A 17,528-nucleotide genomic window follows, 5' to 3' on the forward strand; every position below is an offset into this window, starting at 1 on the left:
AAGCACTGCTAGAGTAACTTGATCATGCTGACCCCAGTGATCATGATAACGATCCCGATAACTTGCAGCAAGTTAACAGGATTTTTTTTCGAAGCGAATAGGCCAAAGTGATCAACTAGGAGGCTGCCAGCAATTGTTCCAATCAATAGGATTACAACTACCATACCAGTTCCAATAATTGGAACGAGGTAGGCGTTGACGCAGACGAAAAATGCTCCCAGTACTCCACCACACCAGTTCCACCAAACTGTATTTTTGAGGTGTAATCGTCTGAAGGATATTTTTCGTTCTTTTATTATGACAATCAACCACAAGGTAAGCGTACCAACAAGAAACGAGATGAAAGCAGCTTTGATAGCTGAATGAATAATAACACTGAGATGCCCATTTATCGCAGTTTGAACAGCACTCAGGCTCCCGTTAGGATACCAGTCATGCGCCATAACCAGTTCGCCCCAGTTGGCTGTACTTTAACGGGCGAATCTTTGAATTTAGTTGTTTGGAGCAGTTTAGGCAATGCGACAGCAAATAAGACACCCACAAAAACTAGTATGGCACCAATTACTCGGGTCACGGTCAATGAATGTGTAGGTGATGCAAACCAACCGTAATTATCAATTAACATACTCATTATTATTTGACCCAGCACGGGAATTATGACAGTCTGGACACTTCCTAAGTATGGAAACAATATGATGTTGCCAGTAAGATATATAACGCCGAGCAAACCGCCAATCCAGATCCACCAAGGCTGATGAACAATCACATTTTTTGAAACAGTTAGGGAACCAGCGGTAATAAATGAGCCGAAAATTAAAAAAATAGTACCGACAGTAAATGATATCATTGATGAAATGAACGCGGAGTCGACAACCATACGCAAACGTGAATTAATCGCAGTTTGCATGGGAAGTATAATTCCGACTCCGACACCCAGCATGAGTGACAACATGGCAACAACTTCCTTCGCTAGCCAATAGATTAATTGTAAAACCCATTAATTCAGTAGCTATAACTTATTTTGTGCCCTTGGTTTCTGTTTGTAAAGTAAGGTGTTCTGGGAGAAGTAATATGAACCATACAGGTAGAAACTGAGCAACGCGTAAAATTTATTATTTAGGCTTTGTTTTCTTCTGGTCTGTGTACGTTGACGAAACCACGCTGAATCCAGAATGAAACCAATAATGCTAATAAGTCAATCAAAATAAATACGATTAACGTTAAAGTATAATTATGGAATAATTCATGTGTTAACGAAAGTAATAGCGGACCAACGACTCCGGCCGCTGCCCATGCTGTTAGAACATAACCATGGATAGCCCCTAATTCTTTAGTACCAAAAACATCACCCAGGTAGGCAGGTATGACAGAAAAACCGGCACCATAACAAGACATAAGCAGACATAATGCGATCACAAATAAAAGTGGTAGTTTGAAGATTAGCATTGCTAACAGCATTACGATATCAAGAATGAAAATGGTACTAAAAGTAGCAGGACGGCCAATGTAATCAGATAAGGTTGCCCACAGCAATCGACCGAAACCGTTAAAAAGACCGATGACACCAACCATGACTGCAGCCGACTGGGCGGACATCCCAGTCATACTTTGGGCCATCGGGGATGCCGCTGAAACAAGACCAATACCACACGTAATATTAATGAAAAACATTATCCACAAGAAAGAGAAGGATTTCGTTTTAAGTGCTTGATTAGCGGTCAATTCGGGACCAGTTGTCAAGCGGGTACCAATTTTTTTCAAGGATTGGCCCATATTATCAACTAGCAGTTTTTTCGGACGGACGATAAACTGCGCGGTCAGTAGCATAACGACAAAATAGAAGATTCCTAGCAGATAAAATGTCCGCTCAAGCCCAACAACAGCCATCAACCGCTGAGCAATGGGGCCAGTCAACATAGCTGCGAAACCGAATCCCATAATTGCCAGGCCAGTTGCTAAGCCCCGTCTGTCTGGAAACCATTTGATAATTGTTGACACAGGAGTAACATATCCCGCTCCTAGACCTAATCCACCAATGACACCATATGCGAGATAAAGCAACCAGATTGAGTGCTGATGAATAGCCCAACCAGTCATCAATGTGCCAGTTCCATAAAGAAAGCTGGCGATCGTACCAGTTAACCTAGGACCGATCTTCTCAACGGCTTTGCCCATAAAAGCGGCCGACATTCCCAAGAAAAAAATAGCAATACTAAAGGCAAGTGCAACTGAAGATTCTGTCCAACCCGTTTGTTTTGCGATGGGATTGGTGAAAACACTCCAAGCGTAGACGGAACCGATCATTAGATGGAACAGAACACCTGCAAATGCGACGATATAGCGATTTATTTTCAATACAAATTCCTCCAATAATATTTTAACGAACAATAAAATATTTTGCACGATGATTGTTAGCTTATAAAGATAATATCATGTTAAATATGATATTTAAATAACTATATTGGATATATTGCGAACTTTATGACGTGAGGAGCAGGCTGGAAGCTGAATTTGACCTAGCGCTTCTATTTATTTTTTTATGAATGTGTTTCATAAGCTAAAATGCCCTAGCTACCTCTACTCATAATAAAGTACTCGCTATGTGCACATTTTTTTGTTAGTATTCGATTTTTATCGATTTGTGTCGTACTCTCTTTTCCTATGATTGAAAGTGGAGATACCAATGTAAGACTGCTTTTTCAAATAAACATCTCTTAAATTATTTAGTAGAACTATTCTGAGATTGCTCGCGGTTATTCTAAGTTTCTAAACACGAACTTGAAGTCTAGGGGAGTATATAAAATATTTAACTCCACATATTCTGTTATAATTCAAAAAAAGCTCCGTAAAACAGATCTTGTTTTACAGAGCTAATTTAGTATGTCTATATTATAAAACGTTAAATCTTATTCAATCTCAATATGGTTACCATTTATCTTTTCTTCTGCTAGTTTAGGCAAGGTAAGTTTAAGGACACCATCTTCGCACTTTGCCTTAATTCCGCTTTCGTCCACATTTGGCAAACTATACTGACGAGCAAAGCGACCATAGCTACGCTCGCTGGCAATCACATTGCCCTCGCTGTCACTTTCATCATTGAAAGAATCGCGTTTTGCATTGACTGATAAAACACCATCATGATAATCAACTGTGATGTCTTTTTTGTCAATTCCAGGAACATCAATGCGAACCTCATAGGCTTTATCGGTTTCTTTAACGTCCGTCTTCAAGGCACGATTAACTGAATTGTCTAAATCAAAGAACGAACGACCCAAGTTCCCGAAGAAATCATCTTGTTTCATCCAATTGTTGAAACGATTTGTTAATTCATTTGCCATAACTAAAGACATCCTTTCTTTTTTCTTTCTTCAATTCTTATATTAATCAAAGTTGGTCAAATTGCAACTAAAACGAATTGTTATTAGCAAAAAAATCAAGGAATTGTGTCAGAAAGTATTGACGTTTATTTAACTCAGGTGCTATACTTAAGTTTCTATTATACGGTGAGCGTCTGCGACGGAAGGCAGGCGCTATTTTTTTCTAGAAGTTGTTCTGGGACTATCAATCAAATAGAGAAGTTGTACCCGCAGAGTTAAAGTGAGAATCTTGACTTTGCGGGTATTTTTTATGTTCGCATTGATGTGTGTATCAACAGCAATACCTTTCTTTTTTGTTTAAGTATAAATTATTATGGTGGAATTCTGACTATGTTAATAGGGAACATGTGTTGCTAAAAATACTAACTCTTTAACCGAACATCCAACTGAATTGACGGAAAAGGTATTAATTTTTAGCTTTTTTATCCGATTTACATACTAGAGAGGCTTATTTGTAGTTTTATTCTATATGCCCTTATACGCAACAAATCACATAAAAAATGAATGTAGTAGCAGAAATAATTTGCACGACCATGATTCTATTTAGTCGTAGACTAAAATGTCTAAAAGTGAGTGGAGGAAACGATATGCGAAAAAGATATGCAGCTATTCTTGTGGTTTTTTCGATACTAATGATTAGTACCGGGGTTGTGGATGCAGTTGAGGCAGACATGTCTTCAACGATTTCTTTCACTGTTATGCCGGGGGGAGTAGCATTGACTGCCACACCAGAACTTAACTTCGATTCAGCGGATACAAAAGAGCCAAAAAAAATACTGAATAGCGCTGGTCGCTCAAATATTTTGAAAGTGGCGCAAGGTGCTAAAGACGAACTGACAGTTGAAGACTACCGCGGAAGTGGGGCAACACCATGGCAAGTCTATGCTCAATTGTCGCTGCGATCCGCTGGTGTGATTCATAGTGAAACAGAGAGTTACGATAGAGCTTCTGGGCAAACTGTGCATCAAATGCTGTCTGTTTCAAGGGAGCCTAACAGTGTTATGAATGGTTCAGCAAAAGTTGGTATAAAAATAACAAAATTAGCGAATAGTCGCTTAGATGTCAGGCACAACACTTCTTCTATGAAAGAGCATCAGGGAATTGTGACATGGACACTTACTAATACAGCAGCAAATTGATCAGGGGGTGATAGGAAACCATTGATGCACTATTTTCTTATTAAATTTTCCTGAGTGTATCTCTATTGTTAATGAATATTTTTTTGATTGTTTATCCTGCATTGGCAACTTTAGTAGCAGTGGAAGTACGGCATAAGGTGCCATTTGGAAATCCCTTAAGCTTTTGTTATAAATAGTTTTTTTATGAACACTCAATTTGATATGCAAGTGAATTTTTCCAAAAATAACGGGAGAGCGATTCAAAAGTGCGACAGACAAGTATGATTGCCTGCCAGAAGAAACGATAGCTACTTTCCTTAACGATAATACAGGTGCAATTTTTTGTGTGAAATCCTGTGAAACAAGGACTGGGAGTGTCATCGAAAATTTGTTAGTAACATTGCTAGAAGAAGATTCAGACTGAATTTTATCTGCTTGAGCAGTTAATCGGGTGACAAGAATGCCCCCGGCAACTGTTCCCTTGAATCCTTTTGTCGGTATTTTGAGTTTCAAAAGTACATCTTTGTACGAATGAGCTGGGACCAAGACCTTCCTTTTATTTTCTGTGGCGCTTAAAGCTGTCAATGGCTTATAATTGCGAGGAATATCTTTAAGCTGCTGTGATGTGGCATAGGCAATTTGACCATGAGCAGTGTTGCCGGCGTTTCGTAGTTGGACCTGAAAGTAAACGGAAGAGGTTTGATTATTATTGAATATACGAACTCGTAAAGGATACTTTTCTCCTCTCTTGACCTGTAAGTGATAATAACCTAGTTGTGTATCTGTCTGTTCAGGTGAAAACTGCGGCACAACAGAGAATTGAGGTTCAGTATTGCTGCGAGTATCAGCCCAAACGTGTGCTGTGTCAATAGTAAAAAAGCCAAGGGAAAAAAGCAGAGCAATTATAAGCGAAGTAAATACTACATATTTGTAAGATAGTGTCATTTTGTAAAACTACTTTCTATTGATTACTAAGCATCAATCGTCACTAGCAGTGTTGTTGAGGGTCCAGATGATACGGCCATGGTATTTTCCAGGTTGAAAATTTTCTCTTTGCGTACGTGTGAGAGTGTTGAAGTTTAAGGTGGAGGAACCACGTGTTAATACGGTTGCAGATCGAATACCATTAGTCGGTATTTTTAAAGAAGTTAAAACAGGAGTGGCAGTCTTAGCCGATAACGTTATCGCAGTAGGTGTTGTAACGTTAAGTGCAGCAGGTTTTAATTTCAGTGTAATTGTTGGCGTGATGGTAAAAGGACCATTTGTCAGCGGAGTAATGTAGGCGTTGACGCTCCAACCACGCTGACTTCTGTTATATCCACGGTAGTCGGCGACAATAATACGATTGATTTTGTCGGAATTGCCATTATGCAAACGGATCTTGGCACCATTATAGATAGCACTGAGGTTTACCTTACCAAAATTTAAATCAGGAACCGCATTTAGCTTCAGAGAGCCATTATAATCATTGTCGGGTATGGAACCTTCGGTGGTGCCTTAGCGGAGTTGTAATTCTGGTTAAGCTTTTCTCTTTGTAAATTGTCTGCACTGGCATCACCTGCATAGACATTAAAGGAAGCTTGTGAATTTGTATTGTCAGCTTGACCATTTTCTATATTAGTAGAGAGAGAAAAAAGTATGATTAGCCAAGCTAGTATGATTCTGCCGCTTTTTTTCATAGAAGAATCTCCCTTTTCCAAGATTATGTGTTGTATTCGGTATGGACTCAATGCGCAGCTGAAAGAGTGGGATTGGAAACTGTCAGATTCCAAGAAATCGTTGTCCCGTAACTTTTGCCAGCATTGACAGTTTTGTTCTGAACACCACTTGGAAACGCGAGGCTACTCTGGATTGAAGTGGAAAAAGCCGCAGGAGTAGTGGAACTTCCAGCGTAGATAACTTGCGGACCATTTCCAAGATTTGCTCCGTTTAGTGCTAGAGTGGACTTCAGACTATTACCGGCATCGTCAGTAAAAGGTCGTGTTTGTTCAGCTGTTAAGTGCCATGAGTGATTCGCATTTTTGACAGCTATTTTTCCTTGAGCGGTATAATTTTTGGTCGAATCACCATTTGCGATGACACGGACTGGAATGGAACCAAAATCAAAAGCTGCTGGTACACTGACCAATTCTGGTGTTGTTTGTGGAACAGGATTGATGCTAATCTGTGCCCTATTTGAGGCAGCAACGATATTCCATGGATACCATTTTTGACAGTTGTTTGCATAGACTACCAGCTGGAGCGATAGGGGCTTGTGATCCCTCGTGGCCTGCACCGCTTGTGTGATGAAATTATTATCATTGTCCGCATCTTTAATCTCTAGTTTGGTAGGAGATGAACTATCACGCAGTGGGCCAGCGGCATTGGCTACACCGGGGATGGCGCCGAGATATACTGGTTTATCAGAGTCTTCAGGCCAGTAAAACCAAGTGTACCAATAGTATTTGTTGGGAGCGAGGTTGTTGAATAACTGTGACAGCGCAGATGGGTCAAGGGCATCGTTCCAGATGTTATTTGCGGTCAATCCCTTGGTACGACTGACAGATTCATTGCTGTTAATAGCTTTCAGACCTCCCAGATACAAGTTTTTGGTATCATAATTGCTACCTGATTGTACTTTTAACTCAAGTGGGAAGCCAAAATTTTGAGTGTCAGTATTAACTTTTGTGAGGAGACTTTGAAGCGGAACATTGAATTTAGTTAGGGCTTTACCAGTTGAATCAACGGATGACTTTCCATTGTTAAGGAAAGTCGCATTGAGGTCTGCTATGCTATCAGATGAAGCAGACCATTGAGCCGGATCAGTCGTTCCATTCGGTGTGACTTGAGCAGACGCAGAATTGTACTGTTCATTAGAACCCAAAATACTGTTAGGAGCAGATGTTATATGTATCTGGGAAGAAGAAATCTGCCCAGAAATGATGTTTGAATAATATGTTACTTGCTGACACCATGGATTATTGTACGCATTGACTCCTACAAAATAGTCCTTACGCATGTTGTCTAGAAGCCAGCTGCTATTTTTGAATTGCGAGATATTCACAGTGTAAGCCAGCTCTGAATAAGCTCCATTTTCTTTATGTGTATAGCTGGCTTGGTCGGTCACCCATGTAGGAGTATTGAAGTTGTCGTAGCCTGTAAAGATAGTGACGTCAATTTTATTGTTATACTTAACGTTTTGATAACTGATAACAACGCTGAATTTTAAGTATGTTTGTCCATTTTCAGAAATGGTATAAGGTTGAGTGGTAAAACCAGCTTTGCCAGCAGCAAGATCCCCAGCAGGGGTTGCTCTTGGGGTGGCCGATGCTGTGACCTGTTTGCTTAAAACAATAATTGAAAAAAGAAAGGCGCACAAAAATAAAAGCAAAAGTTTTAATTTTGTTTTGTGCAAGCTGCAAGTAAGCATTTTTCTCACCTCAAAATTGTTTTTAGAAAATGTCTTTTGTCAGATAGACTGACGAAATAAATTTGGCTCATACAGCATACAGTGAGTATAAAATTACTAAGAATTATACATAGCCTTTGGCGATACTTAATGTTCCTAATCTTTTTCTGTATGCGAAGAGTTAGCTTTTTTCTTATTTGCTGAGCGGCGTCCAATGAAGAATGCAAGCAGGAAGATCAGCAGGACGAGCAGTGCACCTAATAATATCCATAGCCATGTCCAATTACGTTCGATATTGGCTTTTTTGTTGACGTTTGAGGCCTCAGCGCGGTTGATATTGAAGTTGCGATCGAAAACCCACTTGTACTTGCCAGAAGTGGCAGTGAGATGCATGTGGTATCTCCCAACTTTCATTGAGTCATTGCGCCAATTGATGGAATAGTCAAAGTTTGAATTAGGTGCCATCCCAAGATTCTTTTGGGTTGAACGGTAAAGAACTTTACTGCCAGCGCGTCTAGATATCTCGCCTACTAGTTGCAATCTTTTGATCATGGCAGGACGGGTATTTTCAAGGTTGACTTTCGTAGCTGCACTGAAGTTAGCGGTGTCCTGAATACCAGCCGAAATTTTATTCATCTTCATTTTTGGTGCCACCGGCGTCTGTGTATCTTCGCGTAGCACGATGCCCAATGCTAAAGCGTAGCGATTTCTAATCGTCATGCCTTTCTGATTGGTTTGTTGTGCGGCCGAGGTCTGATCATCTAGGAAATATAATGCACCTTCTAGTATCCCATGAAATTTTTGCTGTGGCATTTTAAGGGAAAACGTTAATGTCTTTGTTTCGTGTGGTGCTAAAATGATTTTCTGTGGTCGGCCTAGTATCTCAGAGAGGAGAAAAGGAGCCCGACTAAGGCGGTTGAGCTTATTTTTGTCATATGCTTCAACACCGGCATTGCTGGTGTAACCTGTATTCGGATAGACCGTGACCTTTTTTTGCGCACTGGTCAGATTTTGAATCTGCACACTAATATCTTGTGCCTGTCCTGGTGTGACCTTTAAATCGAAATAGGAAGCATTTTTGTTGAATTGGTTAGGGGGCGTAACAGCGGCAACAGTAAAGCCAGCTCCTTCAGCATGAACTGGAGGCGTTTTTAAGCATATAAGTGAAATTAGGCACGTCATCAACGATAAGGTCATAATGAAAAAATTTTTTCTTGAATTCAAAACTTGTTCTCCCATATGTTTCTAGGTTTTTGGCGTTAAGCTGAAACAACGTTTTAATTAATCTGCTGCGGTGTTGCTGAGAGTCCAGTTTATAGTGGCTGAGTAAGTTCCAGCGCTGACATTAGTAGATTGAGGGATAGAGAGTTCCGTTCCCTTGTTGGTAGTTGCAGTTGCAGTGCTGACGCCTCGCTCTTTACCATTTGAGTGCCAGACTTGTTGGGACGCACTTCCGATCGAAGCTCCCTTGATGTCATCAGCCGCCGTAGTTTTGCTATCTTTATCGGCATAAAGTGTGATGGTTCCATCTAGGCTGGAATTGTTTCCATTGTTGAATTTAGATAGCTGCGCATTGATTGACCAATCTGTAGTTGCATCACTACCACGATAATCTTCAACCTGCAACGGATTTTGAGCATTAGCTAAATTTAGTGTTGCACCTTTAGTAGCAATTTCTTTTACGTTGGTACCTTGGAAAGTAAGATCTGGTGCATTTACGAATTTAAGGCCAGTAGGATTGTTATCGGAATCACCATCACCAGCCTTTACTTGAAATTCAGCTTTTGTATCTGGAACGGAAGATGTGGTTCCAGCGTTGTCTGCTTGAACATTTCCGATATTTAGAGCAAACGCTGCACTTAAAGTAATGCCTGAAAGTACGAGTATTTTTTTTATGTCCATGATAAATATCCCCTTTTTAATTAAAAATAAAAAGTTAATTGTTAACGCTTAGAAATATAGCATGGTTTTTCTGAGAATACAAGGAAAATTTAATTAAAAATATATCTTTTTTTAAAAAAAGCTTAAAAAAGATAATAAATAGCCGATTATAGGCATTTAATTTGAAATAGAGTTAAAAAAATAGCAATAAAAAGTTTTGAATTCGCTTACTCAACTTGAAAGTGATACACTTGTGATACACAAACTTTTGATGGAGGTACGGTGTGGATGACAAGACGTGAAAAAATTTTAGATTACTTGGATAGTCAGACTGAAAATGCTACTAAAAGTGCTACAACCAAGCAAATTGCTGAAGCACTGGGAATTTTGCGACCTAATGTCAGTAAAGAACTCAATCAGTTGGTCAGAGAAGGCAGAGTGGAGAAAAAAATTGGTCGTCCAGTCCGTTATTTTATTTTCAAAACAGATAATTTGGACGAAACTGTTGCATTGGAACGGAAACCTAATATTGGTTTTGCTGGCAGTACCGCGATTGCAAATGATGCGGGAATTGATAATGAACTTTCCAAGATGAGTGAGACCGGTGATGTCTTTGCAAATATGATCGGAGCACATGACAGTTTGAAAAATCAGACTGAGCAGGCAAAGGCAGCGCTACTTTACCCGCCACATGGTTGAACACACTGATTATTGGTCCGACTGGCTCAGGAAAAACATATTTTGCTAATAAGATGTATCGCTTTGCCTTAACAAAAGAAATCGTTGTGAAAAAAGGATTCACTACGTTTAATTGTGCTGATTATGCCCACAACCCGCAGTTGTTGATGTCGCATTTGTTTGGTTATGTTAAAGGGGCTTTCACGGGTGCTAATGAGGATAAGGATGGGCTTATCCAAGAAGCTGATGGTGGGATGCTGTTCTTGGATGAGGTACATCGCCTTCCACCTGAAGGGCAGGAAATGATTTTTTATTTTATGGATCACGGGACATATAGTAGATTGGGTGAAACTGCCAAAACACATCATGCGGATGTAAGGCTGATCTGTGCAACGACGGAAGATCCGGAAAGTGCCTTGCTGCAAACCTTTGTGCGCAGAATTCCGGTCACGATTCAACTGCCAGCTTTTGCACAAAGAAGTGCACGTGAAAAACTACAGTTGTTGCAACGTCTGTTGACACTTGAAGCCAATCGGATACATAAGAATATCCGCTTGAGTGAGGATGTAGTTCAAGCACTGTTAGGCAGTGTGACCTACGGAAACGTAGGTCAGTTAAAGTCGAATGTGCAATTGGTTTGTGCACAGGGATTCTTAAATAGTATGCAGAATAAGGATGAAATTAAACTAAGATTTGACCAATTACCGCCAAATATTAAGGATGGGTTATCACATCTAGCGAATAATCGGCAGGAACTTGGGAAGTTAACACGATTACTGGAACCCATGATGCTTATCAAGCCGAACTTTAAACGTGGGATGCCCGAAATCGATAGTTATGAACTTCCATATAATCTATACGAAATAATTGGAGATAAGGCGGCTTTGCTGAAAGATGAAGGTTTGGATCAAGCATCAATTAATAATTTTATAATGACAGATATCAATCTGCACCTTAAGTCGTTTTATCGTCAAGGGAAACTAGACAAAACGGTAAATAGCCTAGGTGAGATAGTTGATCGGGAAATCATTGATCTGACAAAAGAAATTCAGCAGTTTCTCCGCGAAAAGGAGAATTATCCAGTAAGAGAAAGCTTTATTTATGCCATGAGCCTTCATATAAGTTCATTTATTAAACGCATTCAGTCAGGCAAGCCTTTGCGTAACATGTCAACTGATTTAGTGTCAATGGTGCATGACTATCCTGGGGAGTTGCAGATTGCTGGGAAGATTAAAAAAATAGTTGAAGAACACTATCGTTTCCCTATACCGCAATCTGAGGTGTATTACATGGCAATTCTGCTAGCTTCTCTACGTTCTGAACCCAAGACAGGGAAAGTTGGAATTGTGGTAGCTGCTCACGGAAACAGTACAGCTTCATCAATGGCACAGGTTGTATCTCAACTGTTGTCGGTAGATAATATTGCTGCGTACGATATGCCATTAGAGATGAGTCCTAAAGTTGCGTTGGATGGTATTGCTGCTCAAGTTAAAAATGTTAATCGCGGGAATGGAGTCCTGTTGCTGGTGGATATGGGTTCACTTAGCACTTTTAGCAGCAAACTCAGTAAGAAAACCAATACTCATGTTAAAACAATTGATATGGTAACAACAGCGATGGTTCTAGAGGCAGCACGAAAAACGGCCTTAATTGATAGTAGCCTTGAAATTGTTTATCGGGAGCTGCGTGAATTCGCAGGTTACTCACGTACTCTTGGCAAAACACAAACAGAAAATGAGCATGGAGCTGCGGCACTAGCAACACAAAAAAGTAAAGCGATAATCGCAATCTGCTCAACTGGTGAAGGAACCGCTAAAAAAATCAAAGAATTACTTGATAAGATTTTGATTGATAATCTGATTGATGATATTACGGTCATTACAGTTTCTGTCGTAGGAATGAAAGAAAAAATAACTGAAGTTCAACGTAAGTTTCAAATTGTGGCAGCAACAGGAGTTGTTAAGCCGGAGCTCACAGTCCCGTTTGTTTCATTGGAGAATTTGCTACAAGGTGGAGGAGAAAGTTTTGTCAGCTTGATAGAGCAAATCAATGATCGAAGTTTGAACAGTCCTTATTCTTTAGAGCAATCGGAATTATTGACGGAAAAAACAGTCCAAAAATACTTAGGACAGTATTTTACTTTCATCAATCCTGTAAAAATCACCAAGGTATTGTGGGATTATTGCAACTTTATCCAGCAACATAGCGTTGTTACAATGTCGAATGCTTTTAAGATTAGTTTGATCATGCATCTAGGTGGAGCTATTGAACGTCACCTGACACGTTCTGAGATGAGTGTTGACGAACAGAGATTATCCGAAATCAAAACAGATAAAATGTATTCTATAATCAAGCAAGCAAATGAGTTTCTGAATAGAACTCTGAATATAACACTTTCAGATGCCGAAACTTACTATATTGTTGCTTTGTTTGATACAGAAAAGAAGAAATCTAATACACTGCAGAAGTAATACACTAAAAATAGTGTATTACTTCTGCTTTTTTGTTTACAAAGCCCCTAGAGTTCAACTTCGATAGACGATACACAAAAGTTGGCATGTAAATTGCTTATGTTAAGTGTGGTTGCTTTGGGCTGTCATTAGCTTGCTCTTCTTTTGCTAGATTTGGTTAGGCTATATGTGATGATTGTTTGAAGAAAACCGCAAGCTGAAACTCACCCCTGTGATGGAAGTAGGTGTGAGTGTGAGGCAACGCTGTGTTGGGAATGATGGTGAATTTGTATGACGATGGAAGTGCAATTACTACGTATTGACAGTCGGCTGCTGCATGGACAGGTTGCTACAAATTGGGCAAAAGCACTCAATATCGATCGTATTTTGGTTGTTTCAGATCGTGTAGCGCAAGATGTGATGCGCAAGGTTTTGATTACGCAAGCTGCTCCCCCGGGAATCAAAGCGAATGTTATCACAGTTGAGAAGATGATCCGTATCTACCAAGACTTGCGTTTCTTTTCTCTTAAACCTATGGTTCTAGTTGAAGATCCTATTGATGCTAAACGATTGGTCGAGGGAGGAATCAAGGTTGAAACAATTAATATCGGTGCGGTCAGTTTTGATAACTCAAGAGTTATGGTCACTGATACAGTTGCTGTCAGTCCTGAAGATGTGAAGGCTCTTAAGTGGCTCCACGAACGTGGTATTCGGCTTGATGTTCGTAAAGTGTCCAGTGATAATCCAAAGAATCTTTGGAAATCATTGGTTGAAAAGGGCTTGGTAAAAAAAGCTTAAGAGTGGAGTTTTAAAGATTTCAAACAGCTAGTGAGCTATCTGAGGGAGGTGAGTAAGTTCTGATGTGATAAAACAGTTTCAAACCGATCTTATGTTTTGAAAATAATGTCGGATGAAACGAGCTTTGGTTTTTCACTAAAGCAAAATCTTGCACATAGGAGGTATTAAACAATGGTAGGTATTATTTTAGCGAGCCATGGTGGCTTTGCTGAAGGCATTTTTCAATCTGCCTCAATGATTTTTGGAGAACAAGATAACGTTCAAGCAGTTACTCTAATGCCGAATGAAGGCCCAGATGATGTGAGAGCTAAAATGGAAAAAGCAATCAGTTCTTTTGAAAATAAGGATGAGATTCTGTTTCTTATTGATTTATGGGGAGGAACTCCTTTCAATCAGGCTAATACACTTTTGGAAGCTCATAAGGATAAATGGGCGATTGTCGCCGGCATGAATTTGCCGATGGTAATCGAAGCATATGCATCACGGTTGTCGATGGAATCGGCACATGAGATAGCAGCCCACATTATTGAAACTGCTAAAGATGGAGTGAAAGTTAAGCCTGAGGGATTACAACCGCAAAAGAAAGAAACTGCAGCTGTTAAGGATGACCAACCTAAGGGTGTGTTGTCACCTGGAACAGTTGTAGGCGATGGCAAGATTAAATATGTTTTAGCACGGGTAGACTCGCGTCTTTTACACGGACAGGTTGCCACTGCATGGACAAGGTCGACTAATCCTAACCGGATTATTGTTGTTTCTGATAAAGTTGCTAAAGATAAGTTGCGTAAGAGTATGATCGTAGAGGCTGCACCTCCTGGAGTACATGCCAATGTGATTCCGGTTCAAAAAATGATTGAGGTAGCAAAGGATCCTCGTTTTGGGAATACTAAGGCTTTAATTCTTTTTGAAAATCCTGAAGATGCTCTTACAGTTATTAAGGCTGGTGTCGATATAAAAGAACTTAATATAGGTTCAATGGCACATTCTGTTGGCAAAGTTGCAGTCAGCAAAGTCCTATCTTTAGATGGTAAAGATGTTGAAGCATTTGATGAACTAAAAAAATTAGGCGTTAAATTTGATGTCCGCAAAGTTCCAGATGATTCCAAAGCAAATATGGAACAAATTATTAAAAAAGCTCGTCAAGGACTTGCGGAAAACAAGTAATAAAAGTTAAAAAGGAGGATTATCAAATGTCTGCTATATCAATGATTTTAGTTGTGATCGTTGCTTTTTTTGCAGGAATGGAAGGTATTTTGGATGAATTTCAATTTCATCAACCTTTAGTATCTTGTACACTGATAGGTTTAGTAACTGGTCACTTAACACTTGGCATTATGTTAGGCGGTTCATTACAAATGATCGCTTTAGGATGGGCGAATATTGGGGCTGCTGTTGCTCCTGACATTGCTCTAGCTGCTACTGCGTCGGCAATTATTTTGATTCAAGGTGGTCAAGGAACTCATGGTTTAGGGTCAGCTATTGCTTTTGCAATCCCGTTGGCGGTTGCGGGCTTATTCTTAACGATGATTGTACGTACGATTACTGTTGCTATTGTTCATTTTATGGATGCTGCTGCTGCGCAAGGAAATTCGCGCATGATTGATTTTTGGCAGGTTGTATGTATTTGCCTGCAGGGACTACGGATTGCGATTCCTGCTGCTCTTTTACTGATTATCCCAGCTTCAAGTGTGCGTGATATGCTTAGTGCAATGCCAAGCTGGTTGAACGAAGGTATGACAATCGGTGGTGGAATGGTCGTCGCCGTTGGTTATGCAATGGTTATCAATATGATGGCATCGCGTGAAGTGTGGCCTTTCTTCGCAATCGGTTTTGTTGTAGCTGCAATTTCTGACTTAACGTTGATTGCTATTGGTGCTATAGGCTTATCCCTTGCTTTAATGTACCTCCAACTTGATAAGGGCGGTTCAGGTAATAGTGGCAATGGCGGCAACAGCAACACTGGTGATCCACTAGGCGATATCTTGGATGACTATTAAATTCGAAGGGGGTAAGCGAGATGCAAGAAAAGAAAGTCAGTTTAACAAAAAGTGATCGATTACGTGTTGCATGGCGTTCAACTTTTATTCAGGGCTCATGGAACTATGAACGTATGCAAAATGGTGGTTGGTGTTATTCGATGATTCCGGCCATTAATAAGTTATATAAGAAGAAAGAAGATCGCATTGCTGCATATCAAAGACATTTGGAATTTTTCAATACTCATCCGTATGTAGCTTCACCGGTTATTGGTGTTACTTTGGCACTGGAAGAAGAGAGAGCTAACGGAGCACCTGTTGACGATGTTGCAATTCAAGGGGTTAAGGTCGGAATGATGGGTCCTCTTGCCGGTGTTGGTGATCCTGTTTTCTGGTACACTGTTCGCCCTATCGTAGGGGCTTTAGGAGCATCTCTTGCACTTAGCGGCAACATCTTGGGACCTATTTTATTCTTTGTTATTTGGAATATCATTCGTTGGGGCTTTATGTGGTATACACAAGAGTTCGGCTATCGTGCAGGAAGCAAGATTACAGAGGATTTATCTGGTGGTTTATTGCAAAGTGTTACTAGGGTTGCATCAATGATGGGAATGTTTGTAATTGCTGCTTTGATTGAACGTTGGGTAACGATTAAATTTACGCCAGTTGTTTCGAAAATCACACAGCAAGCTGGAGCGTATATTGATTGGGATAAACTTCCCAAGGGTGCAAAAGGAATACAGTCGGCTTTACAACAACAGGCTAGTGGTCTTTCGCTTACAAAGGTGAAAGTTACGACTTTACAAGATAATCTTGATTCTTTGATACCAGGATTAGTTCCACTGCTTTTGACTTTCCTTTGTATGTGGCTCCTTAAAAAGAAAGTTTCCCCAATTGTTATTATTATTGGAATCTTTGTCGTTGGGGTCGTTGGTCATGTAGTCGGACTTCTGTAAGCTGCTTTTCGTTTTTGTCAAAACATCTGTAAAGGGTTAAATCGTAGGAGGTGATGGTATGGTTGAATCAATTAATTCCAAAATTGATCTAGCGATTGAAGCTACATCATACTTGGGTTTAGGTGATTATGGGAAAATAATGGTAGGTGACAAGGGATTTGAATTTTATAATGACCGTGATATAAATAAATTTATTCAAATACCATGGGAAGAAGTGGATTTAGTTATTGCTTCTATCATGTTCAAGGGCAAGTGGATTCCGCGATATGCTATTCAAACGAAGCATAATGGAATGTACAAGTTTTCATCTAGAAATCCTAAAAAAGTTTTACGTGCTGTTCGTGTGTATGTGGAACCAGACCATATTGTACGTTCACTGACTTTTTTTCAGGTGCTTAGGCGCAACTTTAAGTGGTTGTTCAGGACGATCAAGAAAAAACTGTCAGGTAAAATAAATGTTTAATTTAATTCTATGAATTGATAGCCTAAAATTTTCCATAATCTTTTGTAATGTGAAAATTGAGAATGAAATTTTTAGATGATGCTGCAGGGTATTGATCCTGCGGCATTATTTTTTTACAATAAAATCAATTAATCGTACAAAAGTGAAATATCTAAGTTATATATATTATAAAATTGTGCTGATTTTTTTTAAAAAGTTATTGACGAGTGAAGCGAGTACGTGTATAGTAATTGATGTTGTCATGTTTATGTGACTTGTACTTGCAGTCCATAAAAACAATTAATGCTTGACATTTTCGTGACAGTCAAGTATGATAATAAAGTTGTCTCGGCTAATCTGTTAGAGTCAATGTTAAAATTAATATTGACAAAGCAAACGAGATGTGATAAAATTTAATTGTTGTGCTAAACAACTTTTTTACAAAAGTAGATCTTTGAAAACTG

Annotated in this window: 14 protein-coding genes and 2 pseudogenes; 7 read left to right on the plus strand and 9 right to left on the minus strand. The window is 39.6% G+C overall.

Going from position 1 to position 17,528, the window contains the following annotated elements; translation table 11 throughout:
• Positions 1-8 precede the first annotated feature (8 nt).
• The 3 genes and pseudogenes from JCM15457_RS09685 to JCM15457_RS09695 form a co-directional block, all read right to left on the minus strand.
• Positions 9-952 (minus strand): annotated as a pseudogene (locus JCM15457_RS09685) (DMT family transporter).
• A gap of 164 nt (positions 953-1,116) precedes the next feature.
• On the minus strand, positions 1,117-2,355 hold the full coding sequence (locus tag JCM15457_RS09690; RefSeq protein WP_034989655.1) for an L-lactate MFS transporter: 1,239 nt from the start codon (positions 2,353-2,355) through the stop codon (positions 1,117-1,119).
• Positions 2,356-2,906: 551 nt separating this feature from the next.
• The gene (locus JCM15457_RS09695) at positions 2,907-3,338 is read right to left on the minus strand and encodes an Hsp20/alpha crystallin family protein (protein WP_034989657.1); all 432 of its coding nucleotides are present in this window, start codon (positions 3,336-3,338) and stop codon (positions 2,907-2,909) included.
• 626 nt (positions 3,339-3,964) lie between these two features.
• Between JCM15457_RS09695 and JCM15457_RS09700 the strand changes: the two genes are divergently transcribed.
• Complete coding sequence (locus JCM15457_RS09700; protein WP_034989659.1) at positions 3,965-4,516, plus strand: hypothetical protein; 552 nt, start codon at positions 3,965-3,967, stop codon at positions 4,514-4,516.
• On the opposite strand, the gene JCM15457_RS09705 is transcribed toward JCM15457_RS09700, so the two are convergent.
• The 6 genes from JCM15457_RS09705 to JCM15457_RS09730 all read right to left on the minus strand — a co-directional run bounded on the left by JCM15457_RS09705 (position 4,517) and on the right by JCM15457_RS09730 (position 9,785).
• On the minus strand, positions 4,517-5,440 hold the full coding sequence (locus JCM15457_RS09705; RefSeq protein ID WP_034989661.1) for a WxL protein peptidoglycan domain-containing protein: 924 nt from the start codon (positions 5,438-5,440) through the stop codon (positions 4,517-4,519).
• 33 nt (positions 5,441-5,473) lie between these two features.
• On the minus strand, positions 5,474-5,974 hold the full coding sequence (locus JCM15457_RS12675) for a WxL domain-containing protein (RefSeq protein ID WP_081778245.1): 501 nt from the start codon (positions 5,972-5,974) through the stop codon (positions 5,474-5,476).
• Positions 5,944-6,174, minus strand: a complete 231-nt coding sequence (locus JCM15457_RS09715) for a hypothetical protein (RefSeq protein WP_034989663.1) — start codon at positions 6,172-6,174, stop codon at positions 5,944-5,946. Before JCM15457_RS09715 ends, JCM15457_RS12675 begins: the two co-directional genes overlap by 31 nt.
• A gap of 47 nt (positions 6,175-6,221) precedes the next feature.
• Complete coding sequence (locus JCM15457_RS09720) at positions 6,222-7,904, minus strand: hypothetical protein (protein WP_034989664.1); 1,683 nt, start codon at positions 7,902-7,904, stop codon at positions 6,222-6,224.
• A 135-nt stretch (positions 7,905-8,039) separates the two neighbouring features.
• Positions 8,040-9,107, minus strand: coding sequence for a WxLIP family cell surface protein (locus JCM15457_RS09725; RefSeq protein ID WP_034989665.1), 1,068 nt, complete (start codon positions 9,105-9,107; stop codon positions 8,040-8,042).
• A gap of 57 nt (positions 9,108-9,164) precedes the next feature.
• Positions 9,165-9,785 carry a WxL domain-containing protein gene (locus JCM15457_RS09730; protein WP_034989666.1) on the minus strand — a complete coding sequence of 207 codons (621 nt, stop codon included), beginning with the start codon at positions 9,783-9,785 and terminating at the stop codon, positions 9,165-9,167.
• A gap of 267 nt (positions 9,786-10,052) precedes the next feature.
• On the opposite strand from JCM15457_RS09730, the pseudogene JCM15457_RS09735 reads away from it, so the two are divergent.
• From JCM15457_RS09735 to JCM15457_RS09760, 6 genes and pseudogenes are all read left to right on the plus strand, one after another.
• Positions 10,053-12,913, plus strand: a pseudogene (locus JCM15457_RS09735) (sigma-54-dependent transcriptional regulator).
• A gap of 270 nt (positions 12,914-13,183) precedes the next feature.
• Positions 13,184-13,690 carry a PTS sugar transporter subunit IIB gene (locus tag JCM15457_RS09740; RefSeq protein WP_081778247.1) on the plus strand — a complete coding sequence of 169 codons (507 nt, stop codon included), beginning with the start codon at positions 13,184-13,186 and terminating at the stop codon, positions 13,688-13,690.
• Between the two features lie 171 nt (positions 13,691-13,861).
• Positions 13,862-14,854 (plus strand): mannose/fructose/sorbose PTS transporter subunit IIA, encoded by a 993-nt coding sequence (locus JCM15457_RS09745; RefSeq protein ID WP_034989667.1) that lies wholly within the window; start codon positions 13,862-13,864, stop codon positions 14,852-14,854.
• A gap of 26 nt (positions 14,855-14,880) precedes the next feature.
• The gene (locus JCM15457_RS09750; RefSeq protein WP_034989668.1) at positions 14,881-15,687 is read left to right on the plus strand and encodes a PTS mannose/fructose/sorbose transporter subunit IIC; all 807 of its coding nucleotides are present in this window, start codon (positions 14,881-14,883) and stop codon (positions 15,685-15,687) included.
• Positions 15,688-15,707: 20 nt separating this feature from the next.
• Positions 15,708-16,622: a PTS system mannose/fructose/sorbose family transporter subunit IID gene (locus JCM15457_RS09755; protein ID WP_034989669.1), complete on the plus strand. Its 915-nt coding sequence runs from the start codon at positions 15,708-15,710 to the stop codon at positions 16,620-16,622.
• Between the two features lie 58 nt (positions 16,623-16,680).
• On the plus strand, positions 16,681-17,085 hold the full coding sequence (locus JCM15457_RS09760) for a DUF956 family protein (protein ID WP_034989671.1): 405 nt from the start codon (positions 16,681-16,683) through the stop codon (positions 17,083-17,085).
• Positions 17,086-17,528: the final 443 nt, after the last annotated feature.

It is taken from the genome of Liquorilactobacillus sucicola DSM 21376 = JCM 15457, assembly GCF_000612445.1.
Taxonomy (GTDB): Bacteria; Bacillota; Bacilli; order Lactobacillales; family Lactobacillaceae; genus Liquorilactobacillus; species Liquorilactobacillus sucicola.

What these genes read in the sequence shown, in the direction of transcription:
- JCM15457_RS09740 (WP_081778247.1), top strand. Translation starts at nt 13,184, where the DNA reads ATGACGATGGAAGTGCAATTACTACGTATTGACAGTCGGCTGCTGCAT.
- JCM15457_RS09760 (WP_034989671.1), top strand. Translation starts at nt 16,681, where the DNA reads ATGGTTGAATCAATTAATTCCAAAATTGATCTAGCGATTGAAGCTACA.
- JCM15457_RS09745 (WP_034989667.1), top strand. Translation starts at nt 13,862, where the DNA reads ATGGTAGGTATTATTTTAGCGAGCCATGGTGGCTTTGCTGAAGGCATT.
- JCM15457_RS09750 (WP_034989668.1), top strand. Translation starts at nt 14,881, where the DNA reads ATGTCTGCTATATCAATGATTTTAGTTGTGATCGTTGCTTTTTTTGCA.
- JCM15457_RS09720 (WP_034989664.1), bottom strand. Translation starts at nt 7,904, where the DNA reads ATGCTTACTTGCAGCTTGCACAAAACAAAATTAAAACTTTTGCTTTTA.
- JCM15457_RS09705 (WP_034989661.1), bottom strand. Translation starts at nt 5,440, where the DNA reads ATGACACTATCTTACAAATATGTAGTATTTACTTCGCTTATAATTGCT.
- JCM15457_RS09695 (WP_034989657.1), bottom strand. Translation starts at nt 3,338, where the DNA reads ATGGCAAATGAATTAACAAATCGTTTCAACAATTGGATGAAACAAGAT.
- JCM15457_RS09715 (WP_034989663.1), bottom strand. Translation starts at nt 6,174, where the DNA reads ATGAAAAAAAGCGGCAGAATCATACTAGCTTGGCTAATCATACTTTTT.
- JCM15457_RS09700 (WP_034989659.1), top strand. Translation starts at nt 3,965, where the DNA reads ATGCGAAAAAGATATGCAGCTATTCTTGTGGTTTTTTCGATACTAATG.
- JCM15457_RS09755 (WP_034989669.1), top strand. Translation starts at nt 15,708, where the DNA reads ATGCAAGAAAAGAAAGTCAGTTTAACAAAAAGTGATCGATTACGTGTT.
- JCM15457_RS09730 (WP_034989666.1), bottom strand. Translation starts at nt 9,785, where the DNA reads ATGGACATAAAAAAAATACTCGTACTTTCAGGCATTACTTTAAGTGCA.